The organism is Pseudomonas syringae pv. tomato str. DC3000, assembly GCF_000007805.1.
Lineage (GTDB): Bacteria > Pseudomonadota > Gammaproteobacteria > Pseudomonadales > Pseudomonadaceae > Aquipseudomonas > Aquipseudomonas avellanae.
Genome location: NC_004578.1, coordinates 6,317,754 through 6,339,725, shown reverse-complemented (window position 1 = coordinate 6,339,725; position 21,972 = coordinate 6,317,754). Strand labels below are relative to the sequence as shown.

Annotated in this window: 16 protein-coding genes; 8 read left to right on the top strand and 8 right to left on the bottom strand. The window is 59.3% G+C overall.

Annotation, left to right across the window (positions count from 1 at the left end):
• Positions 1-4: 4 nt before the first annotated feature.
• The 6 genes from PSPTO_RS28805 to PSPTO_RS28780 all read right to left on the bottom strand — a co-directional run bounded on the left by PSPTO_RS28805 (position 5) and on the right by PSPTO_RS28780 (position 7,451).
• The gene (locus tag PSPTO_RS28805; protein ID WP_011105570.1) at positions 5-1,045 is read right to left on the bottom strand and encodes a FecCD family ABC transporter permease; all 1,041 of its coding nucleotides are present in this window, start codon (positions 1,043-1,045) and stop codon (positions 5-7) included.
• Positions 1,042-1,992 (bottom strand): ABC transporter substrate-binding protein, encoded by a 951-nt coding sequence (locus PSPTO_RS28800; protein WP_011105569.1) that lies wholly within the window; start codon positions 1,990-1,992, stop codon positions 1,042-1,044. The genes PSPTO_RS28805 and PSPTO_RS28800 overlap by 4 nt, the downstream gene beginning before the upstream one ends.
• Positions 1,993-2,772: an ABC transporter ATP-binding protein gene (locus PSPTO_RS28795; RefSeq protein ID WP_011105568.1), complete on the bottom strand. Its 780-nt coding sequence runs from the start codon at positions 2,770-2,772 to the stop codon at positions 1,993-1,995.
• On the bottom strand, positions 2,772-4,916 hold the full coding sequence (locus PSPTO_RS28790; RefSeq protein WP_226992672.1) for a TonB-dependent receptor: 2,145 nt from the start codon (positions 4,914-4,916) through the stop codon (positions 2,772-2,774). Before PSPTO_RS28790 ends, PSPTO_RS28795 begins: the two co-directional genes overlap by 1 nt.
• A gap of 112 nt (positions 4,917-5,028) precedes the next feature.
• Positions 5,029-6,003, bottom strand: a complete 975-nt coding sequence (locus PSPTO_RS28785; protein ID WP_011105566.1) for a methyltransferase — start codon at positions 6,001-6,003, stop codon at positions 5,029-5,031.
• Positions 6,000-7,451: an iron-containing redox enzyme family protein gene (locus PSPTO_RS28780; RefSeq protein WP_011105565.1), complete on the bottom strand. Its 1,452-nt coding sequence runs from the start codon at positions 7,449-7,451 to the stop codon at positions 6,000-6,002. Before PSPTO_RS28780 ends, PSPTO_RS28785 begins: the two co-directional genes overlap by 4 nt.
• Positions 7,452-7,687: 236 nt before the next feature.
• On the opposite strand from PSPTO_RS28780, the gene cysC reads away from it, so the two are divergent.
• Positions 7,688-8,311, top strand: a complete 624-nt coding sequence (gene cysC / locus PSPTO_RS28775) for an adenylyl-sulfate kinase (protein WP_175284159.1) — start codon at positions 7,688-7,690, stop codon at positions 8,309-8,311.
• A 152-nt stretch (positions 8,312-8,463) separates the two neighbouring features.
• Here the strand turns inward: cysC and PSPTO_RS28770 are convergent, their stop codons facing one another.
• A complete protein-coding gene (locus tag PSPTO_RS28770; protein WP_007247571.1) occupies positions 8,464-9,441 on the bottom strand; it encodes an IS5-like element ISPssy family transposase in 978 nt (325 codons plus the stop codon).
• A gap of 373 nt (positions 9,442-9,814) precedes the next feature.
• Between PSPTO_RS28770 and PSPTO_RS28765 the strand changes: the two genes are divergently transcribed.
• The 7 genes from PSPTO_RS28765 (at position 9,815) to PSPTO_RS28730 (ending at position 19,928) form a co-directional block, all read left to right on the top strand.
• Positions 9,815-10,039, top strand: a complete 225-nt coding sequence (locus PSPTO_RS28765) for a DUF6555 family protein (RefSeq protein ID WP_003378280.1) — start codon at positions 9,815-9,817, stop codon at positions 10,037-10,039.
• Between the two features lie 428 nt (positions 10,040-10,467).
• A complete protein-coding gene (locus tag PSPTO_RS28760) occupies positions 10,468-12,498 on the top strand; it encodes a methyl-accepting chemotaxis protein (protein WP_011105562.1) in 2,031 nt (676 codons plus the stop codon).
• A 176-nt stretch (positions 12,499-12,674) separates the two neighbouring features.
• Positions 12,675-14,597, top strand: a complete 1,923-nt coding sequence (locus PSPTO_RS28755) for a HAMP domain-containing methyl-accepting chemotaxis protein (protein WP_007244964.1) — start codon at positions 12,675-12,677, stop codon at positions 14,595-14,597.
• Between the two features lie 485 nt (positions 14,598-15,082).
• The gene (locus PSPTO_RS28745; protein ID WP_011105560.1) at positions 15,083-16,837 is read left to right on the top strand and encodes an ABC transporter permease; all 1,755 of its coding nucleotides are present in this window, start codon (positions 15,083-15,085) and stop codon (positions 16,835-16,837) included.
• Between the two features lie 31 nt (positions 16,838-16,868).
• Positions 16,869-18,173, top strand: coding sequence for an ABC transporter ATP-binding protein (locus PSPTO_RS28740; protein ID WP_005739694.1), 1,305 nt, complete (start codon positions 16,869-16,871; stop codon positions 18,171-18,173).
• A gap of 49 nt (positions 18,174-18,222) precedes the next feature.
• On the top strand, positions 18,223-19,290 hold the full coding sequence (locus tag PSPTO_RS28735) for a sensor histidine kinase (RefSeq protein WP_011105559.1): 1,068 nt from the start codon (positions 18,223-18,225) through the stop codon (positions 19,288-19,290).
• Positions 19,290-19,928, top strand: coding sequence for a response regulator transcription factor (locus PSPTO_RS28730; protein WP_011105558.1), 639 nt, complete (start codon positions 19,290-19,292; stop codon positions 19,926-19,928). Before PSPTO_RS28735 ends, PSPTO_RS28730 begins: the two co-directional genes overlap by 1 nt.
• Positions 19,929-20,069: 141 nt before the next feature.
• Here the strand turns inward: PSPTO_RS28730 and PSPTO_RS28725 are convergent, their stop codons facing one another.
• Positions 20,070-21,956, bottom strand: coding sequence for an acyltransferase family protein (locus PSPTO_RS28725; protein WP_011105557.1), 1,887 nt, complete (start codon positions 21,954-21,956; stop codon positions 20,070-20,072).
• Positions 21,957-21,972 lie beyond the last annotated feature (16 nt).

Genomic DNA, 21,972 nt, shown 5'->3' with positions numbered 1-21,972 from the left:
AGCCTCAGCCCCGCTTCATCATAAAAATAAAAAACACCCCACCCAACAGTGCGGTCGCAATACCTATCGGCAGATCCTCAGGCGCGATCAGCGTGCGGGAGATGACATCCACCCAGATCATCAACAACGCCCCCAGCAGAGTGGCGACTGGCAGCAGTCGTCGATGCTCCGAGCCCACCAGGCGTCTGGCGATGTGCGGCACCATCAGGCCGACAAAGCCGATGGAGCCGCACAGGGCGACCAGCACGCCGGTCATCAGTGAGGCGATCAGGAAAACCAGCAGGCGCACATTGCGTACTTGCAGACCAAGGCTTGTGGCGGTCTGATCACCACCCATCAGCGCGTTCAGGGAGCGACCCAGCCCTTGCAGGAGAATCCAGCCAGACATAACCGTGATCAGTGGCACGGTCAGCAGTTCCCAGCGTGCCAGCCCCAGGCCGCCGAGCATCCAGAACAGCACCGAGGAGCTGGCGCGGTGGTCGCCCAGAAACAGCGACAGGTTGGCGATTGCCATCATCACGAAGGACACGGCGACGCCGCCGAGCAGCAGGCGCTGGCTGTCCAGGCGGCCGTTGTGGCTGGCCAGCCACAACACCAGGCACAGGCTGACCAGCGAGCCTGCAAATGCAGCCAGTGGCAATGTCAGCAGGCCTGCCACTTCCCCGACATGCATGACCACAATAACCGCGCCGAGCGTCGCGCCTGAGGTCGCGCCCAACAAATGCGGGTCGGCCAGCGGGTTGCGAGTCGCTGCCTGCAGGACGCTGCCGATCAGTGCCAGCCCGGCGCCTGCCAGCACGCCCAGTAACACGCGTGGCGTGCGTATCAGCCAGACGATGGTTTCCTGTCCTGCCGTCCAGAGCGGTGGGGTTTGGGCAGTACCGAACAGTTTGAACATCAGGATATCCATCACCCGATTCAACGGAACAGGGGCCGCGCCGAAGGTGATGCACACCAGACAGGACATCAGCAGCACGAGCGTGAGGGTAACCAACAGACCCGTGTAACGGCTTCGCCGCTCGGTCAGCCACTGCGCCAGCGTCATTGCTTCAAGTCATGAAATGCCGCTGCAAGCGTCTCGATGGCCGAGACGTTGTCGAGCCCTGGCGTTACCGCCACGTAAGGCAGCACGACATAGCGTCGGTTGCGGATCGCATCGACAGATTGCAGCGCCGGGTTGCTTTCAAGGAAGTGCTGTTTCTGCGCAGCGCTGACCTCGCCGTAGTCGACGATCACGATCACCTCGGGGTTGCCTTGCACAACCGACTCCCAGTTGACGTGGGTCCAGCTGGCCGCCACGTCCGCCATGATATTGTGCCCGCCAGCCGCGCTGATCAGTGCCTGAGGGATAGCCAGACGTCCGGCGGTCATGGGTCGGTCTTCGCCGCTGTCATACAGAAAAACCCTGGGCGATGTTTTACCTGCCACGTTTGCCTGGACGTCACTCACGCTGCGGCGCATCTGCGCAACCAGTGTTTCTGCCCGGGTCTGCACGTCGAATATCCGGCCTAGATTGAGCAGGTCGTTGTAGACATCCGCCAGTGTCGCTTCAGCGCGAGGCATGATCTGCGCGCAGGACTCGGTCAGTTCATAGGCCTGAATACCCAATGGCGCGAGGCTCTGCGGCGTGACGTCGCCGCCCACGCGCATGCCGTAATTCCAGCCGGCAAAATAGAAGTCGGCATTGGCATTGAGCAGTGTTTCCAGCGACGGGTATTTGCTGGCCAGCTCCGGCAGGTTGCCAAGGTCATGCAACAGTGCCTGGTCGGGTTTGTTCCAGCCGGTGATGCCGCTGTAGCCGACCATGTGCGATTGCAAACCCAGGGCAACCATCATTTTAGTCAGGTTCACGTCGTTGCTGACGGCGCGCTGCGGCGCAGCCGTGAAGGTCACCGAGCGGTCGCAGCTTTGCACAGTGACGGGGTAGGCGGCGTGCGCCATCGGGCTGCATAACAACATGACCAAAGCCAGGCGGGTGAGCAGGGCGTTCATCTAGGGTATCCAGGTGATGCGTGGGTAGTCACGCAGAGGGTGGCTGTCAACCAGCGCCTTGGCGCCGAATACGGTGAGCAGCATTTCCGGGGTCAGTACCTCCCGAGGCGAGCCTTGCGCAATGAGCCGACCATGATGAATGACACACAGGCGATCACAGAACGCCGCTGCCAGGTTCAGGTCGTGAATACTGGCCAGCGTCGCCACGCCGAGCTGTTTGACCAGCCCCAGCAGTTCCAGCTGATGGCGCGGGTCCAGGTGGTTGGTCGGCTCGTCCAGTACCATCAACCGAGGCTCTTGCACCAATGCCCGCGCCAGCAGACAACGCTGCTTCTCACCGCCGGACAACGTATCGAAACGGTGCTGCTCATAGCCCGCCAGCCCGACGGCCTTGAGCGCGTTCTGCACAATGGCGCGGTCGTGATTACTGTCGGCGGCGAAAAACCCCTGATGAGGTGCGCGGCCCATGCTCGTCACATCCAGCAGCGTCAGGCCAAATGCGTCGGGAAACTCCTGGGCAACCACCGCGACGTGCCGGGCGCACCAGCGTGGGCTGCGGGACCAGATATCGTGAGCGCTGATTGTGACCTTGCCACTGTGCGGACGGCTGTACCGAAAGGCGCAACGCAGCAGGCTGGTCTTGCCGCTGCCGTTAGGACCAATCAGCCCGACGAACTCGCCGGTAGCGATCTGCAGGTCGATATCCTTCAGGGCGAAATGCTCGTGCGCGCACACTGACGCCTGTTCCGGTGCCCACGCGAGACGCTCTAGCGCAAGCATCAGAAACTCAGGTCCGCTGTGACGAACAACGAGCGGGGTTCGCCCAGAATCCATTGCTGACCTTCGTTGTACTGACTCGCTGCGTACTGACGGTCAAACAGGTTGCGCGCCTGCAGGCCTAGGGTGGTGTTGCGCAGTGCTTTCCATGACAGGCTGGCATCGGCCACAGTGTAGGCGGGCAGTTTTTCGCTGTTGGCGATGTCGGCGTATCGGCTGTCGACATAGCGCAGCCCACCGCCGATCTGCACCGAACTGCCGAGCTGTTTGTCGAGCCACAGGTTGGCCGTGCGCCTTGGCACATCGACCGGTGTATTGCCGTCACGCGAGACAGACACGCCCGATACGCCCTGATCAAATTGGTCATAGCGGGCGCGCACGATGGCCGCATTGGCTGTCAGAGCCCAGTCCTGCGGCAATTGCAGCTTCATGCTGGCCTCCAGCCCGTCGGCAGACTGCTGCCCGACCTGTTGGGTGAGGTCAGGGTTACCGGCGTCGGTGGTGAGCAGCTTTTTCTTGACGATATGGTAAGCCGCCAGCGTCCACTCCAGGCGCTGATCCCACAGGGCCTGTTTGAAGCCCACCTCCGATTGCCTGGCGGTGGCGAGGTCGAATTGTTGCTGCGTGGGGTTGAGCGAGACAAGGCTGCCAACCCCATCGGTGCTGGTCGAATATTGAGCGTAGGCGGAACTGTCCGGCGTCAGAGCGTAAACCAGTCCGATTTTCCAGTTGTTGCCGATCAGGTCCTTTTCAGTGCGGCTGTCATCACGCAGGTTATTGCGTTCGATATCCGCATAGTCACGCCGCACGCCTGTGATCACCGAGAGTTGATCGCTCAGTTGCGTGCGGTTTTCCCCGAATACCGACAGCTGCCGGGTCGTGCTTTTGAACAGCTCGGAATAAGGTGACGCACTCTGAAAAAGCCCCGGCACCGGGTGCTCTATATCTATCGGGTCGCCCGCCGGATTCACATCGTTGTAGGGCGAATTGTTGGTCAGCTTGAAGCGAATGCGGTTGACGTCCATTCCCAGCACACTCTGGCTGTCCAGCCCGCCCAGACTGTGTTTGAAGGTGAACGTCTGGCGATCGCCCACCTGTTCCTGGTTGTGCTTGATGCTGAAATAGCCGCTGCGCGATAGCTGTTGAGTAGCAGCGTCCCAGTTGTAGTTTTCGGCGTTCTGCCAGCGACGGTGCGAGGTCAGGTAGTAAAGCTCGTTGGATGAGGTCACATTATCGGACACCTGCCAGTCGGTGGTCAGCCGTGTCCATTGATCGTCGTAATGTTGTTTGTCGTTCTCGATGTTGTAGTTCTTGTCGCGCAGGACCTCGTGGTAGCGGCCGTTGATCAGCGGCACGCCGAAGTAGTTCATCGGTCGCTGGTTGCCGCCGTCGTGGGCGAGGGCGAACGACAGGTCTTCGTTGGCCTGCCAGCGCAGCGCACCGCTGAAGAACGTGCTTTGCGAGTCGCCGTCACCGATCCAGCCGTTGCTGCGCAGCTGATTGAGGTTCAAGCGATAGCTCAACTGATCGGTTAGCGAGCCGCCGCTGTCGAGCGCTGTCTGCTGGCTATCGTACGAACCGTAGCCAAGGCGCAGGTGGTTTTCGATCTCGCCTTCAAAAGGCTTCTTGGGGATGACATTGACTACCGCTCCCGTAGCACCTTCGCCATAAAGCACGGAGGCCGGGCCGCGCAACACGTCCATGCGCTCGATTGCCCAGGTATCCACGGGCAGGGTGACCGTGCCCATGGCGCTGTACATGCGGCTGCCGTCATACAGCTGCATCACCGATCCCTGGCCTGTGAAACCACGCGCGGACAACGCAGTGCCTCCGTCGCCTGGCGTACCGATAGCTGTGATGCCGGGGCTACGAGCCACGGCCTGCTGGACATTCGCGTCACCGCGACGACGCACCTCGTATCCGTCAAGCGAGCTGGTGCTTGCCGGAGTCTGTAACGCCGTCAATGGCAGGCGAGAACCGGCATTGGTAACGGAATCGAGATGTTCTTCCGCTTGGGGCTGAGCTGCAGCTCTTATCGTGGACGGAGCAAGCTCTACCTGTTCGGAAGCGTTTACATAACCCGCGCTGCTGGCCAGCAGGCAGAGCGTTGTGACTAGACGACGGGATTGGAAAAGAGGGCTGATCATGGAATGGAGGATCACTTGGGAGGAATGCGTTTGATAACCTAAATTTGTTATAACATAACATTTATAGGTCGGCATACCCGCTTATTGATCTCAAGCGACGGGAGCGCCCCAGCTAGCCCCGACGAGTCACCACCAGCTCCACCGCCGCAATACGGTCCACGTCCTCATAACCCTCTTCAAGCAATTCTTCGCTGAACACATCCGGGTCCAGTTCGCGATAGGTCCATGCCAATGCCGCATGATCAATATCGTCACGTACAGCCTCGAAGAACGGATCATGTTCACCGACCATGGCCACTCCGGTGTAAAGCACCAGTGAGCCACCGCGAGTGAGGCGATCCAGCGATTCGCGCACGATGCGCACTGACAGGTCCGCGCCCAGTGCATCGCCGCCGTGGCGGTAGGCTCGGCGTTTGGCGTCTTTCATGTAGGGCGGGTTGGCGACGATCAGGTCGAAATTGCCGGTCAGCCCCGAGAGGATGTCGCTGTGGCAGCACTCCATGTTTTGCAGCCCGGCCACGACGGCGTTGGCCTGAGCAAAATGCAGTGCCTTGGGGTTGATGTCGACGGCGTAGACCTGCGCGTCCGGGCGTGCAACGGCGATCAGCAGTGCACCAGCGCCCGTGCCGCAGCCGATGTCTGCTGCGCGTTTGATCGGGTGCGAGGTGCTTTGCAGGTGGTGATTGATCGATTGTGCAAAGCGATAGGTGTCGGGGCCAAAGAAGACCGAGTCTTCATCCAGAGTCGGGAATGCGGAGTGCATCAGCAGCAAATCATCCAGGCTTGAAAACCTGACCCGGCTCTTCAAGCCGTCTTCGCTGCGCTCAAGAATGCCGGCTTCCAGCAGGCCTTGTGCCTCGGCAAGCGGCAGCATGGTTTCCGGTATCAGGCGGCTCCAGCCGAACACGTCGCGCAGCGAGGCGGCCGTGCGGTTTTCCGGGCGCTGATTGACCTGCTGATGAGTCAGCGGCGTCGGCGTCACAAAACGATAACCATTGGTTTTGAGGCGCTGCGCCAACGCAATCAGTGCAGCGTGATCCGGTAAAGAAGTGCCCGGTAAAGAAACATCTGGTAGAGAAACACTCATGCAGGAACCCCTGTCACTCGCTCGGCCATGCTGCTGACAAACAGGCGTGTGGCGCACAATCCCGCTGCCGTCGCGTGCCTGGCGGGCGACATGCTCTCGATCAGCGTGGGCATCTTCTCGGACGCGGCCGCCGATTCAAGTTTCATGTGCAGCTCGCGTACGTCCGGGTCGGCGTCTGTGGCCGTGGGTGCGCCAGCAGTTAAAGAAGGCTGACCAGCGTTTTGCAGATTGCGAAAGCGCGAGCGAAACGCTTCGGGCAGTCGCTTGCCAACCGTCGGTGGCGCGCTACCGTCCGACAGCCAGTCACCCGCTATCCAGTCGTGCATCAGTTGCTTCTCATAGCCGTTGAACACCCCGAACATCGGCGCGCCGACGCCCTCGAACAGTTTCCAGAAGCGACTGTGAATGGGGTCTTCATGACGCTTGATCCAGCCCCTGCTTTGCAGCACGTCGAGAAACTCCGGGATCTGGTCGGGTTGCGCGAGCCACTCGTTGACGGTCTTGCCATCCAGACGGCAATAGTCGGAATGCATATGCTGACCGAACGTGCGCTTGCGCTCGAGCATCGCGACCACTTCCTGCTCCAGATCGAACGACTGGATCACGGCGGTAGAACCCATGCCCAGCTCGTTCAGTCGGTAACCACTGGCGACCCGGCGATAAAACTCGTTGCGTTCCTGCCCCACAGGCAGCAACTCGATGACGCTTTGCGCAGCCTTGCGGGCATGGCCGGTGCTGGCGTTATCGATGGTCACGTGCAGGGTGAAATAATAGGGGTCGATGCCCAGTTCGTTCAGCTCGAACGAGGTAATGAGCAAGTGCAGCGGCAGTTGCTCGTAGCCCAGGTTGTAACCGATGACTTCGGGCAGATATTGCTCGCTCAACTGGCCCAGTGACAGCTGAATGGCACCTTGCAGATAGGCTTCATCGGGCAGCGGGGCGCTGGTGTCGCAGTCCAGGTCGGCGAGCAGTTTGCGATACAGCGACACGTGGTTCTGCGCTTGTTCACCGTCGCCCAACTCTTCCAGATAGGTACGAATCAGGCCATGAAAGCGGTAGTCCGCCCAATGTGGCAACAGACCATACAGCCAGGCACCGTCGACCAGTTTGGCCGGTGCCACCTGCTGGATGAAATACATTGCCTGAGCTTTGCTTTTGAAAAATCGTCGTGGCTGCCCGGCGCGGCGTTGTTCCAGATACTGCGCGTATTGATCGGCTACAACACCTACGTTCTGTTCCATCCACTGTTCAAGCGTCTCGGGCTGGGCCGGAAGATCACAGTTTTCCCGCTCCGCCCGGGCCAGACAGTGGTTCAGAAACATGACCGCATCGTGTTGATGTTCTGGAGCGCGCTCATTCATCCATGATTGGTAGATGACTTTTGCACATGCTTCTTCAACAACGGTTTTGACGACGGCATTGCCGGCCATCACTTGAAGAGACGTCATGAAAATCGTACCTCGGCAGTTAAAAGTCACCCTTGACGCGGTCATGCAGGACTTTGTGTTTTTCTATGCCGTTGTTCTGTGCGGCGTAGAGAAGTGAGTGCTGCGGCGCGGGTAAAATTCAGCGTATTTTGCCGGGGGCCGATAGGTGGTGATTGTCGTGGGTGCCTTTATTCCATCAGGGCGAATGCCTCGTGGAAAAAAATGTATTCTCGTTATGTGTGCACAACCCTGAATGGATGATCATGGAAAACTCACAGGGCGGACAGAGTCTTGTCTGGCAACCCAGCCAGGTCTCTTCAAAGGACCGCGAGCAGCACTTGCGCCAGACGCCGAAGACGGTGTGGCTGACGGGACTCAGCGGCTCAGGAAAATCCACCATTGCTTTCGCGCTCGAGCGAGCGCTGATGGACCTCGGCAAACTTGCCTACACCCTTGATGGCGACAACATTCGTCAGGGTTTATGCCGTGATCTGGGCTTTTCTGCCGAGCACCGTTCGGAGAACATCCGACGCATTGCTGAAGTTGCCCGATTGATGAATGACGCAGGCTTGATCGTTATCTCATCATTCATTTCGCCCTATGAGGCGGACCGCGAAGCAGCCCGTTCGATCATTGGCAATGAACGCTTCATGGAAGTATTTATCAGCACTCCCCTGGAAACCTGCATTCAGCGTGACCCCAAAGGGCTTTATCGCAGGGCTGTGGCAGGAGAATTGAAAGACTTTACCGGCATCAGCGCCCCGTATGAGTCGCCGTTGTATCCCGTGCTGCAACTGGACACCCGCCATGTACCCATTGAAGAGTGCGTCGCACGGATTCTGGATATTCTTCAGATAACAAAAAACCATTTTCGCGCCTGATTTCTAAGGAAGGTCTGAAGTAGGCATCGATTTTTGACGCTCTCATGGCCTGAGGTTCAAAAAAAGCTCGCCCGATCAGATAATTAGACGTTTTCCGCTCTTAACTCATCGATTTTCCTTCAAACAGCACCTTTCCAAGGCGTTTTTCCGCATTACAGGCGCACCTCTCCCATCGCCAGCAGCCGTTTTCGCACCATCCAAAGGTTCGACAAGGCAAACAGAGTAGCCTGTTGCGCGGTGTTTTTAGCCAGCCCGCGAAACCGGACTTTCGTATAACCAAACTGGCGCTTGATCACGCGAAACGGATGTTCAACCTTCGCCCGTAACTGGGCTTTCGTGAACTCGATTTTGCGATAGACCCGTGCGATCAAACTTTTCTCGCCATGCTTTTTATAACGGCTTGGGCGGGCCGCAATTGACCAGATCATCTGACGATCCTGATGCTCCGCACGCTTGTCCACGCCGGTGTAGCCCGCATCACCGCTGACATAGGTTTCCTCACCATGTAGCAATTGATCAACCTGAGTCACGTCCGCCACATTCGCCGCAGTACCCACCAGGCTATGGACTAAACCCGACTCGGCATCGACGCCGATATGCGCTTTCATGCCGAAGAAATACTGGTTTCCTTTCTTCGTCTGATGCATTTCGGGATCGCGTTTGCCGTCCTTGTTCTTGGTCGAGCTCGGCGCATGAATGATCGTCGCATCGACCACCGTACCTTGGCGCAGCATCAAACCTCGATCACCCAGATAGCCATTGATGACCTGCAAAATCCCGCCTGCCAACTCATGCTTTTCCAACAGACGCCGGAAGTTGAGAATCGTGGTTTCATCGGCGATTCGATCCAGACTCAACCCTGCGAACTGGCGCAGGATCGTTGTCTCGTAAAGTGCTTCCTCCATCGCCGGATCGCTGTAACCAAACCAGTTCTGCATCAGGTGAATACGCAGCATCGCCATCAGCGGATAAGCCGGACGGCCACCTTCGCCCTTTGGATAATGTGGTTCGATAAGGGCAATCAAGCCTTTCCAGGGCACAACCTGATCCATCTCGATGAGAAAGCGCTCGCGGCGGGTATGCTTACGTTTACCCGCGTACTCGGCATCGGCGAAGGTCATCTGTTTCATCAGGGAAGCTCGGTGAAAGGTGTTGGGGTATTTTGCCAAATCAGGAAACCTTTTTCAGAGTTTCCCTAAGCGGGGAAGCGATGTGAAAACAGGGTTCAATAGAATTTTATAATTCAGCTGAAACTGCCATTATCTTCATGTATCTGTTTTGGTGCCTGTAGCGCCTGACTAAAAGCCGCCCAGTGCGTCACGCTGAAAACACCGAAAAAATGCAGCTATAAACAAACGCTATCAGTGAGTAAACCAAAGGGTTCAGATATAAAAGAGATTGTTGTATGGCTATCTGACATCTTTTAGATGACGGCATTAATATTTTGAATTTTTAGAAAAGGCCGCGATCTGTTTTTCGAGTCGACAAAGCAGGAGCACTCCCATGGCTGATGAAAAACACTTCCGTATCGATTACCTGCTGCATGGCAGTTACAAGACGTTCTATATAAGAGCAGGTGTCATGGACAACAAAGAGGCCTGGCATTGGGCGTCGGTGGATGCAGGGTTCGGTGCGATTCCCAAGTACCGTTCCGATCCGGTGCCCAAGCTGAGCAAGCCTCAGGCTGAAAAACTCGGGTTGTCGAATGTGGAGTGGACGAGGGCTTGAAACACAGCCTTGGTCTGCTCGGTCATTAACGCTCGCCGTCGTGCGTCACGATGTCGCACGACGGTGTAGCGGTTGATACGTAAAAACCGGCCGATCGGCCAAAACCAGCGTTTTTCTCGTGTTATCTGTCTAAAAACCCCCGTTTGAATCAACACCCGGCCCTGACTCTGTTCGTCATGCGCCATCCCCGCCGGTCCCCTTGCACCTTCTCAAGCTCACGTTCCATATGGCCTGGCCGATAGCTGGGTATCAGATTATGGCCCTCATTGAACTTCTCGATGAGGCATGCCTCTGAGGTGATATCACAGTGCCTTCATCTGAACGAATATGCCTGTTCAGCCTTGGCAAAGATGACGTAGCACCTGTCGCGACGCGAAGAAGGGATTTTCTTTAGCCGTATCAGGCACCCTAACTAAAAAGAGAACGTTATGAACATCCTTTCGCCTGGTATCTACCTGACCAACCGCCTGCGCTTCCCTGCCAAGTTCGCCGTATTAGCCATCATCGTCGTCATTCCGCTCATCGTTCTGGGGTTGCGGGTGTTCAACAGCCTGAACTCGAGCATCGACACCGTCGCCCAAGAGCGCGTCGGTCGAGAGTACCTGCACGTCGTAACGCCCATCCTGCGGCTGTCCATGCTGCAGCGTGCGGCAACCAACCGTTTGCTCGCTGGCGATGCGTCCGCGGCTCAAGACCTGGTCACCAACCGTGGCCAACTCGAGACAGCTTTCAATAACCTTGCCGACATGGACGCCCGTCAGGGCCGCACGCTGGAAACCGAGAATCGCGTGCAGCGCCTGCGTGACGGTGCCCGCTCGTTGATGGATAGCGTCAAGCCGGGCCTTGCGCAAGACGAGTTTTTTGCACAGTGGAGCGAGCAACTGGCTCAGACACTCAACTTTATCTACTACGTTTCGGCCACCTCGGGCATGGTGCTGGACGAAGATTACGCCTCGCTGTTTATGATCGACCTGAGCACCATCAGGATGCCTCGGGAAATCAACGTGGCCGGTCAGATCCGTGGCATTACGGCGGGATTGAGCACCGGGCAGGGCCTGAACGTACCGATGCGCGGTTCGCTTGAAAGCCTGTTGAAGATCGAGCTGCAATTTCGCGCGGAGCTTGAGCAAAGCATTCGCCTGCTCAAGCGTCGCGCTCCAGAACTCGCTGCCCGTATTGGCGAGCCGATAGCCACTGCCACCTCAACGATGGACAGCTTTCGCAACGATCTCTCGACCTACGTCAGAGGTTCTGAGTTTTCAGTGCAGCAGGGTCAGGCGCTGAGTGCTCGCGGCAATGTCGTGGTCGCGGGCCTCTACAAGGCTCAGGACGAAATTCAGACCGCGCTTCAGGGCGAACTGGATGCGCGTTACGACGCGCTCCTGCGTCAACGCGAAGTTGTCATCGCCATGTGCGTGGTGATGGGCCTATTGTTGCTCTATGCGTTCTGCAGCATTTATCGCGCCTTGCGCGTTGCCATCGACAGCCTGCTGGGTGTTACCCGGCGTCTGGCAGACGGCGATCTGAGTGCCCGTGCGCAGGTGGTCAGCCAAGACGAAATCGCGGATATCGGCAACGGCCTGAACGCGATGGCAGAGGCGTTCGCCAGCTCCATTTCGCACATGGATCGCACCTCCTACGAGCTGTCCGACGTCGCTGCACGACTGGGCACCTCCATCGGTCTGGCCAAGCAGTCGATGAACGCCCAGCAGGCTGAAACCGAACAAGTGGCCACGGCCATCAACGAGATGACCGCGAGCGTCGCCGACGTGGCGCAGAATACCGAAGGCGCAGCGATGGCGGCTGATGCGGCAAACACTGCGTCGCGTGACGGTTTGCGCATCATGGGCCAGACCCACTCGACCATTCAGGCGTTGGCTGAAGAGGTGGAAATCAGCGCCCAGAAAGTCCAGGCCCTGGCCCTGCATAGTCAGTCGATTGGTGGCGTTATCCAGGTCATCAGCACGATTGCCGACCAGACCAACCTGTTGGCCCTGAACGCTGCCATCGAAGCCGCACGGGCCGGCGAGCAAGGGCGCGGGTTTGCGGTGGTGGCTGACGAAGTCCGCACCCTGGCATCGCGCACCCAGGCTTCCACCCAAGAGATCCGCAGCATCATCGAGCAACTGCAAAGTGCAACCCATGCCGCCGTGCAACAGATGCAGGCCGGGCAGCACAAGGCGCAGGCCTGTATCAGTGCGGCCAGCGAAGCATCGGGCAGCCTGTCGAGCATCAGTCAGGGTGTGGAGCGTATCGTCGAGATGAACACCCAGATCGCCAGCGCTGCTGTGCAGCAGCATGCGGTGTCCGAAGACATCAACCGCAACGTCATGGAGATTCGCAACAGCTCCGGGACCCTGATGCTGGGCATCGACAACAATGCGGTCACGGCCGAAGAGCTGGCGCGGGTTGCCAGTGACATGCGCAGTGTCGTGGCGCGCTTCAAACTGGTTGCCTGACCTGCCGGGGGCGTTCAGCCCCCTGGCTTCCCCCGAATCAGCGCTCAGGCGCTGATTTCTTTTTTATAAAGTTTTGCTCCTGTGCGGCCGATAGCTCTGGCGCGCGGTTTTGCTGTCCATAAAAACAAGTCTTCAGCTCTTTCAGTGCACTTAAAAAAGCATAATCAGGAGATTTTATGAACAGCGGCTTCGCGAATATCAGCGTCAACATGAAGTTGGCATTGGGCTTTGGGACAGTTCTTTTTTTCACTGCCATTCTCGCCTTCGTCGGCTGGACCAGCCTCGACAAACTCATCTATCGCACCGACAGAATCGGCAACATCACTGAACTCAGCAACAACCTGACCAACCTGCGGGTTGCGCGTCTGCAGTACATGCTCACCGAAGGCGACGAGACCGCCGCGCAGAACATGCAGAGCAAACTGGACGTCTTCCGCACGCACCAGCAATCGCTGCTGACACAGTTCACCAACCCGCTTAACCTGAAGCCTCTGGGTGAGTTGTCGGATATCACCCGCGATTACGAAGCATCGCTGAACCGCATGCGCGCGGCGTATCAGTCCGGTGCCAAAGTGCGTGGCGAGATAGCCACCCATGCTGGCGCTGCTTCTCAAACCATTGAATCGCTGAACAATGCCGTGATGCAGATGGACCCTTCGGAGCCGGCGCGTTTCGACCAGGCCTTGTTGGTAAACACCGCCAGGCAGGACCTGCTGTTGGTGGGCAATGAAGTGCGTGGTTACACCGCCAAGCCGGATGAAAAGACCGAGAAGGCTGTCTTCCAACTGCTCGATACTGCCATCAGCCATCTGGACAAACTGAAATCCGCTTTTGATGCGGGCAATCGCGAGCGGATTACGCAACTGGAAACCGCTCTGCGTAACTACCGTGCCTCGATCGATGCGTTCAAGGTGACGACCCAGACCGCTGGCGCAGTTCGTAAAGACCTGACCACGCAAGGTGCGGCCATCGTCAAACTGGGCGAAGAGCTGTATGGCATCCAGATGCAACTCGCCAAGGCAGATACCGCCAAAGCGCGAAACTTGCAGTTGGGCTGCGTTGTGCTGGTGATGCTGTTCGGCATTCTGGCGGCCGTCATCATTACCCGTCAGATCACCCGTCCGCTGCGCGATACGCTGGCCATTGTCGAGCGCATTGCGTCCGGCGACCTGACCCATTCGGCGGCCATCACCCGACGCGACGAACTGGGCGTGTTGCAACAGGGCATCCAGCGCATGGGCGCAACCCTGCGCGACCTGATTTCCGGGATTCGCGACGGCGTGACGCAGATTGCCAGCGCTGCCGAGCAATTGTCGGCGGTCACCGAGCAGACCAGCGCTGGCGTCAACAGCCAGAAGGTCGAGACCGATCAGGTCGCCACTGCCATGCACGAGATGTCCGCCACTGTTCACGAAGTTGCGCGCAACGCTGAGCAAGCATCCGTTGCCGCATCGGATGCCGACAAGCAGGCGCGTGAGGGCGACAAGGTGGTGGGCGAAGCCATCCAGCAGATCGAACGACTGGCTGCCGAAGTCGTCCGTTCGTCTGATGCGATGAATGTGCTGGAGCAGGACAGCGACAAGATCGGCAAGGTCATGGACGTGATCAAGGCGGTTGCCGAACAGACCAACTTGCTCGCGCTCAATGCGGCCATCGAGGCCGCGCGTGCGGGTGAGGCGGGTCGTGGTTTTGCGGTGGTTGCCGATGAAGTGCGCGGTCTTGCCCAGCGCACTCAGCAGTCCACCGAAGAAATCGAAGGCCTGGTCGCTGCCTTGCAAAACGGCACTCGTCAGGTGTCGGGCATCATGCTGGGCAGCCGCACGCTGACTGACAGCAGCGTCGAGTTGACGCGCAAGGCGGGTACGTCACTGGAAAGCATTACCCGTACGGTGTCGAACATCCAGGCCATGAACCAGCAGATTGCAGCGGCTGCCGAACAACAAAGCTCGGTCGCCGACGAAATCAGCCGCAGCATCGTCAACGTTCGCGACGTGTCCGAACAGACCGCCGAAGCCAGCGAAGAAACCGCAGCATCCAGCGTCGAACTGGCACGCCTGGGTGGCCAGTTGCAGATGATGGTCAGCCACTTCCGGGTGTGATGAGGGGGCGTTGAGACGCCTGTCGTTGCGCACGCTCCAGCGTCGGATGCCGTGCGTCACACCTCTGCGCCGCTCATTCAAGACCGGACGCAGAGCGTCCCGAACGCCATGCGACGCAGAGCGTCGCACGATAGTGAGGTTATCGTTGCGCACGCTCCAGCGTCGCAATGCCTTGCGTGACGCTCTGCGTCACACCTCTGCGCCGCGCCGCATACTCAAGACCGGACGCAGAGCGTCGCACGATAGTGAGGTTATTGTTGAGCACATTATTAGCACGTTAGTCATAGCACTATACGTTGGTATATATAACCCATACTGACAGATAAGCACGACCTACTTTTGCAGGTTATATCTATTGTTTAAATCCCTATAAGCTTTACCTCATCATCCGGCAGCCATTAATGCCCTTTATCTGTAATCGCTGAAAGCCCGTCTGCTCGTAAAGCCGACTGGCCTGCGCCTGTGCAGCCGATTCGAGGTGAGCAATGCATTCTATATTTGAACTCGGTAAAAGCCTGCGTGCGCCCCGTTTTGTAAAACCCGGTGCGCGTAATACGTATTGGGCCGATGGTCTTTGTCTGGCCTTACTTGCGCTGTTTGTCGCGCTGGTGCTGTTTGGCGCAGGTCAGATGCTGCAGCCGATTGAAGTGCTTACTTCAAGCCCGATGAGCCTCGACCCTGCACGGTTGCCCGAGTACGCATTGCGCACCACGCTGCGCATGTTCATTGCGCTGGCGGCGTCGTTGATCTTTACCTTTGTCGTGGCCACGCTGGCGGCCAAGAGCCGCAAGGCCGAGCACGTCATCATTCCTGCGCTGGATATTCTTCAGTCGGTTCCGGTGCTGGGTTTTCTGACCTTCACGGTGACGTTCTTCATGGGCCTGTTTCCTGGCCGGCAATTGGGCGTCGAGTGCGCCGCCATCTTTGCCATCTTCACCAGTCAGGCGTGGAACCTGGCGTTCAGCTTTTATCAGTCACTGCGCACCGTGCCCAGCGACCTGAGTGAAGTCAGCCGCCAGTTCGGCCTGTCCCCTGTGTTGCGCTTTACCCGGCTGGAACTGCCGTTCGCCATTCCGGGGCTGGTGTGGAACATGATGATGTCGATGTCCGGCGGCTGGTTTTTTGTGGTGGCCTGCGAGGCGATTTCGGTCGGCGACACCACCGTCAACCTGCCCGGCATCGGTTCCTGGCTGGCGCTGGCCATCGAGCAGAAAAACCTTGCCGCGATTGCCTGGGCCGTCGGCGCAATGGCGCTGGTGATTCTGGCCTACGACCAGTTTCTGTTTCGCCCGATAGTGGCGTGGGCGGACAAATTCCGCTTCGAGCAAACCGCATCGTCCAAGCGTCCCCGCTCCTGGATGTACAGCCTGCTGGGCCGCTCGCGTGTGGCACCCATGCTGAGCGCGCTGCTGGCGGCACCGTGGAAAGGCCTGATGCTGATCAACGGGCGCGGTGTTTCCCGGCTGTGGAAAGTGAAGCCCACGCCCGGTGTCGTGCGTGTTATCGACTACCTGTGGCTCGCGCTGGTCATGGCGGGTTGCCTGACCGCCAGTGTCTACCTGTTCCGTTTCATCGAGGCGTCATTGGGCTTGAGCGACATGGTCGGCGCGTTTGGTCTGGGGCTGGCGACCATGCTGCGGGTAATCGTGCTGATCGCCATTGCCAGCGTGATCTGGGTGCCCATCGGTGTGTGGATCGGCCTGCGCCCGGTCTGGGCTGAGCGGTTGCAGCCGATTGCGCAGTTCATGGCAGCGTTTCCGGCCAACGTGCTGTTCCCCTTCGCGGTGATCGCCATCGTCGGCCTGCACCTCAACCCGGACATCTGGCTGTCGCCACTGATGGTGCTCGGCACCCAGTGGTACATCCTGTTCAACGTGATCGCCGGGGCCAGCGCACTGCCGACTGACCTGCGCGAAGCGGCCAGCATGTTCAACATGCGCGGTTGGCAATGGTGGCGTCGTGTGGCGCTGCCGGGCGTGTTTCCTTACTACGTCACCGGCGCGCTGACGGCGTCGGGCGGTTCATGGAACGCTAGCATCGTCGCGGAAGCCGTGTCGTGGGGCGATCAGCATCTGCAGGCGGCCGGGCTGGGTTCCTACATCGCCAACGCGACTCAGGCGGGTGATTTTCCACGCGTCGCGCTGGGCATTGTCGTCATGTCGATTTTTGTGATCGCGTTCAACCGGTTGCTGTGGCGCCCGCTGTACGGGTTTGCCGAGCGACGTCTGAGTCTGGTGTGATTTTGTGTGATTTTGTTTTAGGGAGGGCGCCATGATGATGGCTGTCGAAACGCGTTGCCTGGTAGATGTTCAGAAGGTCCGACACGTATACGGCAAAGGCAGCAAAGAGCGCTTGGTGCTGGAAGACGTGACACTGCAACTCAACGAGAACGAAATCGTCGGTCTTCTGGGCCGCTCAGGCTCGGGCAAGTCCACCCTGTTGCGTTCCATCGCCGGGTTGGTGGTGCCGACCGAGGGCGAGGTGAATTTCCCTCGTCGTGTGCAGGGGCGGGCGATGTCGGTAGGCATGGTGTTCCAGAGCTTCGCCTTGTTCCCGTGGCTGACCGTGCTGGAAAACGTTGAAGTCGGGCTTGAGGCGCAGCGTGTGCCTGCTGCCGTGCGTCGCAAGCGCGCGCTGGCGGCCATCGACCTGATTGGCCTGGACGGCTTTGAAAGCGCTTACCCCAAAGAGCTGTCCGGCGGCATGCGCCAGCGCGTGGGCATGGCGCGGGCGCTGGTGATCGACCCTGACGTGTTGCTGATGGACGAGCCTTTTTCTGCGCTCGATGTGCTGACCGCCGAAACCCTGCGCACTGACCTGCTGGACATGTGGAGCGAAGGGCGCATGCCCATCAAGTCGATCCTGATGGTCACGCACAACATTGCCGAGGCCGTGCTGATGTGCGATCGCATCCTGCTGTTCTCCTCCAATCCGGGGCGGGTGATCAGCGAGATCAAGGTCGATCTGCCACAGCCGCGCAATCGTCAGGACCCGATTTTCCGGGCATTGGTGGAAGAAATCTACGTGCTGATGACCCAGGACAACGATGCCGGCGAGATTCGTCAGGGCGTGTTTCCGGGCACCGGTCTGGGCATGGTCTTGCCGCAGGTGTCCACCAATGCGCTGGCCGGTCTGATCGAAGCGATCCATGCGCCGCCTTACAGCCTCAAGGCCGACCTGCCGGAACTGGCCAGCGCACTGCATTACAACGCCGACGAGCTGTTCCCGATTGCCGAAGTCCTGCAACTGCTGCGTTTTGCCGAGCTGAAGGGGGGCGACATACGTTTGCTGCCGGCTGCAAATCGCTACGCACTGGCGGATGTGGACGAGCGCAAGCAGCTGTTTGCCCAGCATCTGCTGAGCTTCGTGCCGCTGGTCGCGCATATTCGGCGGGTGCTGGATGATCGCCCTACGCACACGGCACCGGCGCGGCGTTTTCGTGATCAGCTGGAAGATTTCATGTCCGAAAGCGACGCCATGCAGACCCTGAATGCTGTTACCCAATGGGGGCGCTACGCCGAGTTGTTCGCGTACGATGAGCTGGCCGATCAGTTCAGCCTGGATAACCCGTCCTGAGGTTTGTACGACATACTCAGCGGGCGTTTTGAAGAGCGAGAGGGTGCAGATGCACGAGCCGGAATCCTGTAGCAAGGCTGCGATGGCAGTCAGGTGGGTCGCGTTGCTGTTGCTGGCGCTGTTTATCGCGGTTGCCGACACCCTGACCGATCTGGAGATCGCCGTGGGCGTGTTCCAGATCGCGGTGGTCTTGCTGGCCGTCATGCTCCTGCCGGTCAGGGGCGTGCTTGTCATTGCGCTGGTGTGCATGGTGCTGACGGTGGTCAGTTACGAGCTGACCACCTCCAGAGGCAGCGAGGCGTCCGGGCTGGTCAATTGTTTCATCAGCCTGGTGGCCATCGCCATGACCACCTGGCTGGCGCTGCGCCTGGCTCGGGCCATCCGTACGGTTCATGAGGCGCGTTCGCAGCTGGCACAGATCGCCCGGGTCAATCAGTTGGGCGAGCTTGCTGCGTCCATTGCCCACGAGGTCAATCAGCCGCTGTCGGCCATTGTCATCAGCGGCAACGCCTGTCAGCGCTGGCTGGCCGCCGAACCGGTCAACCTGGAAAAGGCCCGGCAGGCAGTCGAGCGCATGATCGGTGATGCCAATCGTGCTGGCGATATCATCGTGCGCGTGCGTGCGCTGGCCAAACGTTCGTCGACCTACAAGGAGTGGATCAGCGTGGCCGACACGGTGGCCGAGATCGTGGCGCTGGCGCACAGCGAAATAGACGCGCAGGGCGTCGCACTGACGGTCGAGGTCCCGGAGGGTTTGCCGCCGCTGTTGGCCGACCGGGTGCAGATCCAGCAAGTGCTGCTCAATCTGATGCTCAACGGTGTGGATGCAATGAGCAAGGTCGAGACGGATCAGGCGCAGCTGGAGATTCGGGTCGATTGGCGCGAGGGCGGCGATATCGGTTTCGCAGTGCGCGACAATGGCATCGGCGTGCAGGCGGACAACACCGACCGGCTGTTCGATGCCTTCTATACCACCAAGCAAGAGGGGATGGGGATTGGTCTGGCGATCAGCCGATCGATCATTGAGGCCCACGGCGGACGCATCTGGGTCACGCCCAACCCATCGATCGGTGCTACGTTTCACTTCACGCTGCCCACCGGAAAGATGGAAACCTGATGAACACACTCGCTGCTGCCCCGCAGGCCGAAGAGCCGATCATCTATGTGATCGACGACGACCTGTCGGTGCGTTCTTCGCTGGAAGACCTGTTGGCGTCGGTGGGCCTGCGCAGCCTGTTGTTCGGCTCGACCAAAGCGTTCCTGGAGGCTTCACGCCCTGATGTGCCGGGCTGCCTGATTCTGGACATCCGCATGCCGGGCATGAGCGGCCTGGACTTTCAGGAGCATATGGCCAAATCCGGGATTTTTCTGCCGGTCATTTTCATCACCGGGCATGGCGACATTCCCATGTCGGTGCGGGCGATGAAGGCGGGCGCGATTGAGTTTCTGACCAAACCCTTTCGCGAGCAGGACCTGCTGGATGCCATCCAGCAAGGGCTGGCGCAGGATCGCAGCCGTCGCCAGAGCGCAGCGATCGAAGCCCGCTTGCAGCGCCGCCACGCCAGCCTCAATCAGGGCGAGCAGCAGGTGATGGCGCTGGTCGTCAGCGGCTTGCTCAACAAGCAGATTGCCGCGCAACTGAACGTGAGTGAAATCACCGTCAAGGTTCGACGCGGCTCGGTCATGCGCAAGATGGAAGCCGACTCGCTGGCTGATCTGGTCAAGTTCGCCGAGCGGCTTAAAGAGCTTCATTGATTCCGGTGCGCGCATTCGTTCGCCTCTGATTCTGGCCGAAGGCCATGCGGACCGGGTGACGCTCAGGTATCCACGCGCTTTGGTGGGAGTGGACCGGGCGAAAACACCGAAAGTAAGACGTCTGAAGCACCGTCTTCGCGTCTACTCGTTCACCAACCGTGGCAGTACGTAATTGCGCACGACGTACAGCGAACCCTCTGCGCTCAGGTGCCCGGAGTCGATCTGCAGCAGTGAGGTGCTGTTTTCCGGACGCACCCGGCAGGCGTCGGCGATGCACAGTTTGTCGATCAGCGAAACGAACTGAATGCCCGCCGACGCCGCCAGCTCGCGGGTGGCCTGATCCACCGCCATGACGTTCTGGTCCAGCGCCGGATCGCTGATGTATGACTCGGTCAGCCCCCAGTGACGGTTGGCGATGACGCTGGGCAGCGATGGATTCCACGACGGCAGCGGGCCGATCAACACAATGTGTTTCACGCCCAGGCGCTTGAGCCGGGCTGCGATACGGTTCCAGTCGGTCTTGTCGTGGCTATCCTTTTGCGCGATGACCACGATATCCGGGTGCAGCCTCTCGATGCCTTGCAGCGCGGTGCGGTTGGAATAATCACAAGCCCGGCTGGTCGCCGACGCGCGTCCGTCATGGTCGCTGAGGCTGGGCAGGCAACTGGCCGACGCTACTTGATAGAACGGCGTAGTGCGCGCCAGCAAAGTGCGCAGCCCGAGCGACAGCGCCTGCGCGTGGGAGTCGCCCCACAGAAACACGCCCCCCGTGCCCTGTTTGCGCGTGCACGCCTCGTCGATGTCGGTTTGACCGCGCTGGGTCTGGGCTGAAAACGCGTCACACTTCAGCCAGTAAGGTTCGTAAAGGTTGTGCTGGCGGTCAACGTATTCCTGGATGAAATGCGCCTTGTCCGAAAGACTGATCGGGCGCACCGGCGATATCACTCCCTGAGTCGCACTGACCAGCGCGCCGCCCGTGAATACCAGAACAATCAGTGTGCCGAGCGGGGCAAATCTCCAGGGCCTCGCAGGTTGGCGTGTGCCGAAGGGCTGCTCGATCAGCCGCCACGACGCCAGCGCCAGCATCAAGGCCACGCCGATGCCGAGTGACACGTTGCGCAGCTCGCCCAGCCAGCCGGCGTAACTCATCCACACCACCACCGGCCAGTGCCAGAGATACAGCGAGTACGACAGCTTGCCGGTCCATTGCGACAGCGGGTTGCAGGTCAGCAGCGAGTCGTTGCGTGCTGCCGCGATCACCGCGAAAGTCCCCAGCACCGGCAGCAGTACCAGGTATCCCGGCCATGTGTCCTGCACTGACAGCGCGAAGAAACCGACCACGATCATTGCCAGCCCGACCTGTTCCAGAACGCGCTGCTGTAGGGCTCTCAGTTGAAACGGAAACAGGCACGCCACGCCGCCTGACAACAATTCCCAGGCGCGGGTCGGCAACAGGTAAAACGCCGCCTCCGGCCATTGCGACGACGCAAATACGCAAAAAATGAAACCCGTCAGGCACCCGCCCAGCACCCACCAGCGCAGGTTGTGCAGCGCGACGAAGTGGCTGAGCATCAGCAGTGCGATCGGGTACAGCAGGTAAAACTGCCATTCGACTGACAGTGACCAGGTGTGCAACAGCCATTTCTCATGGGCGCTGGCGGTGAAGTAGCCGGCCTCGCGCCAATACACAATGTTCGAAACAAACCCCAGGCTGCTGGCCACGTGCGTCCCCAGCGCGCTGTAGTCCAGTGGCAGCAGGTAAAACCAGCCCGCCAGCAACAAGGCCAGGCATACCGCCGCCAGTGCCGGGACGATGCGCCTGGCCCGTGACGCATAGAACGCCGTCAACCTGAAGCTGCCGTTTCTCAGGCCGCGCATGATGATTCCGGTAATCAGATACCCCGAGATCACAAAAAACACATCCACCCCGGCAAAACCGCCAGGCAGCCAGGCAGGGTGAAAGTGAAACAGCAGCACGGCGATAACCGCAATGGCGCGCAGGCCATTGATGTCTTTTCTGAAGTCCATTTGAGAAAGTCATCCA

What these genes read in the sequence shown, in the direction of transcription:
- PSPTO_RS28805 (WP_011105570.1), bottom strand. Translation starts at nt 1,045, where the DNA reads ATGACGCTGGCGCAGTGGCTGACCGAGCGGCGAAGCCGTTACACGGGT.
- PSPTO_RS28800 (WP_011105569.1), bottom strand. Translation starts at nt 1,992, where the DNA reads ATGAACGCCCTGCTCACCCGCCTGGCTTTGGTCATGTTGTTATGCAGC.
- PSPTO_RS28795 (WP_011105568.1), bottom strand. Translation starts at nt 2,772, where the DNA reads ATGCTTGCGCTAGAGCGTCTCGCGTGGGCACCGGAACAGGCGTCAGTG.
- PSPTO_RS28790 (WP_226992672.1), bottom strand. Translation starts at nt 4,916, where the DNA reads ATGATCAGCCCTCTTTTCCAATCCCGTCGTCTAGTCACAACGCTCTGC.
- PSPTO_RS28785 (WP_011105566.1), bottom strand. Translation starts at nt 6,003, where the DNA reads ATGAGTGTTTCTCTACCAGATGTTTCTTTACCGGGCACTTCTTTACCG.
- PSPTO_RS28780 (WP_011105565.1), bottom strand. Translation starts at nt 7,451, where the DNA reads ATGACGTCTCTTCAAGTGATGGCCGGCAATGCCGTCGTCAAAACCGTT.
- cysC (WP_175284159.1), top strand. Translation starts at nt 7,688, where the DNA reads ATGATCATGGAAAACTCACAGGGCGGACAGAGTCTTGTCTGGCAACCC.
- PSPTO_RS28770 (WP_007247571.1), bottom strand. Translation starts at nt 9,441, where the DNA reads ATGAAACAGATGACCTTCGCCGATGCCGAGTACGCGGGTAAACGTAAG.
- PSPTO_RS28765 (WP_003378280.1), top strand. Translation starts at nt 9,815, where the DNA reads ATGGCTGATGAAAAACACTTCCGTATCGATTACCTGCTGCATGGCAGT.
- PSPTO_RS28760 (WP_011105562.1), top strand. Translation starts at nt 10,468, where the DNA reads ATGAACATCCTTTCGCCTGGTATCTACCTGACCAACCGCCTGCGCTTC.
- PSPTO_RS28755 (WP_007244964.1), top strand. Translation starts at nt 12,675, where the DNA reads ATGAACAGCGGCTTCGCGAATATCAGCGTCAACATGAAGTTGGCATTG.
- PSPTO_RS28745 (WP_011105560.1), top strand. Translation starts at nt 15,083, where the DNA reads ATGCATTCTATATTTGAACTCGGTAAAAGCCTGCGTGCGCCCCGTTTT.
- PSPTO_RS28740 (WP_005739694.1), top strand. Translation starts at nt 16,869, where the DNA reads ATGATGATGGCTGTCGAAACGCGTTGCCTGGTAGATGTTCAGAAGGTC.
- PSPTO_RS28735 (WP_011105559.1), top strand. Translation starts at nt 18,223, where the DNA reads ATGCACGAGCCGGAATCCTGTAGCAAGGCTGCGATGGCAGTCAGGTGG.
- PSPTO_RS28730 (WP_011105558.1), top strand. Translation starts at nt 19,290, where the DNA reads ATGAACACACTCGCTGCTGCCCCGCAGGCCGAAGAGCCGATCATCTAT.
- PSPTO_RS28725 (WP_011105557.1), bottom strand. Translation starts at nt 21,956, where the DNA reads ATGGACTTCAGAAAAGACATCAATGGCCTGCGCGCCATTGCGGTTATC.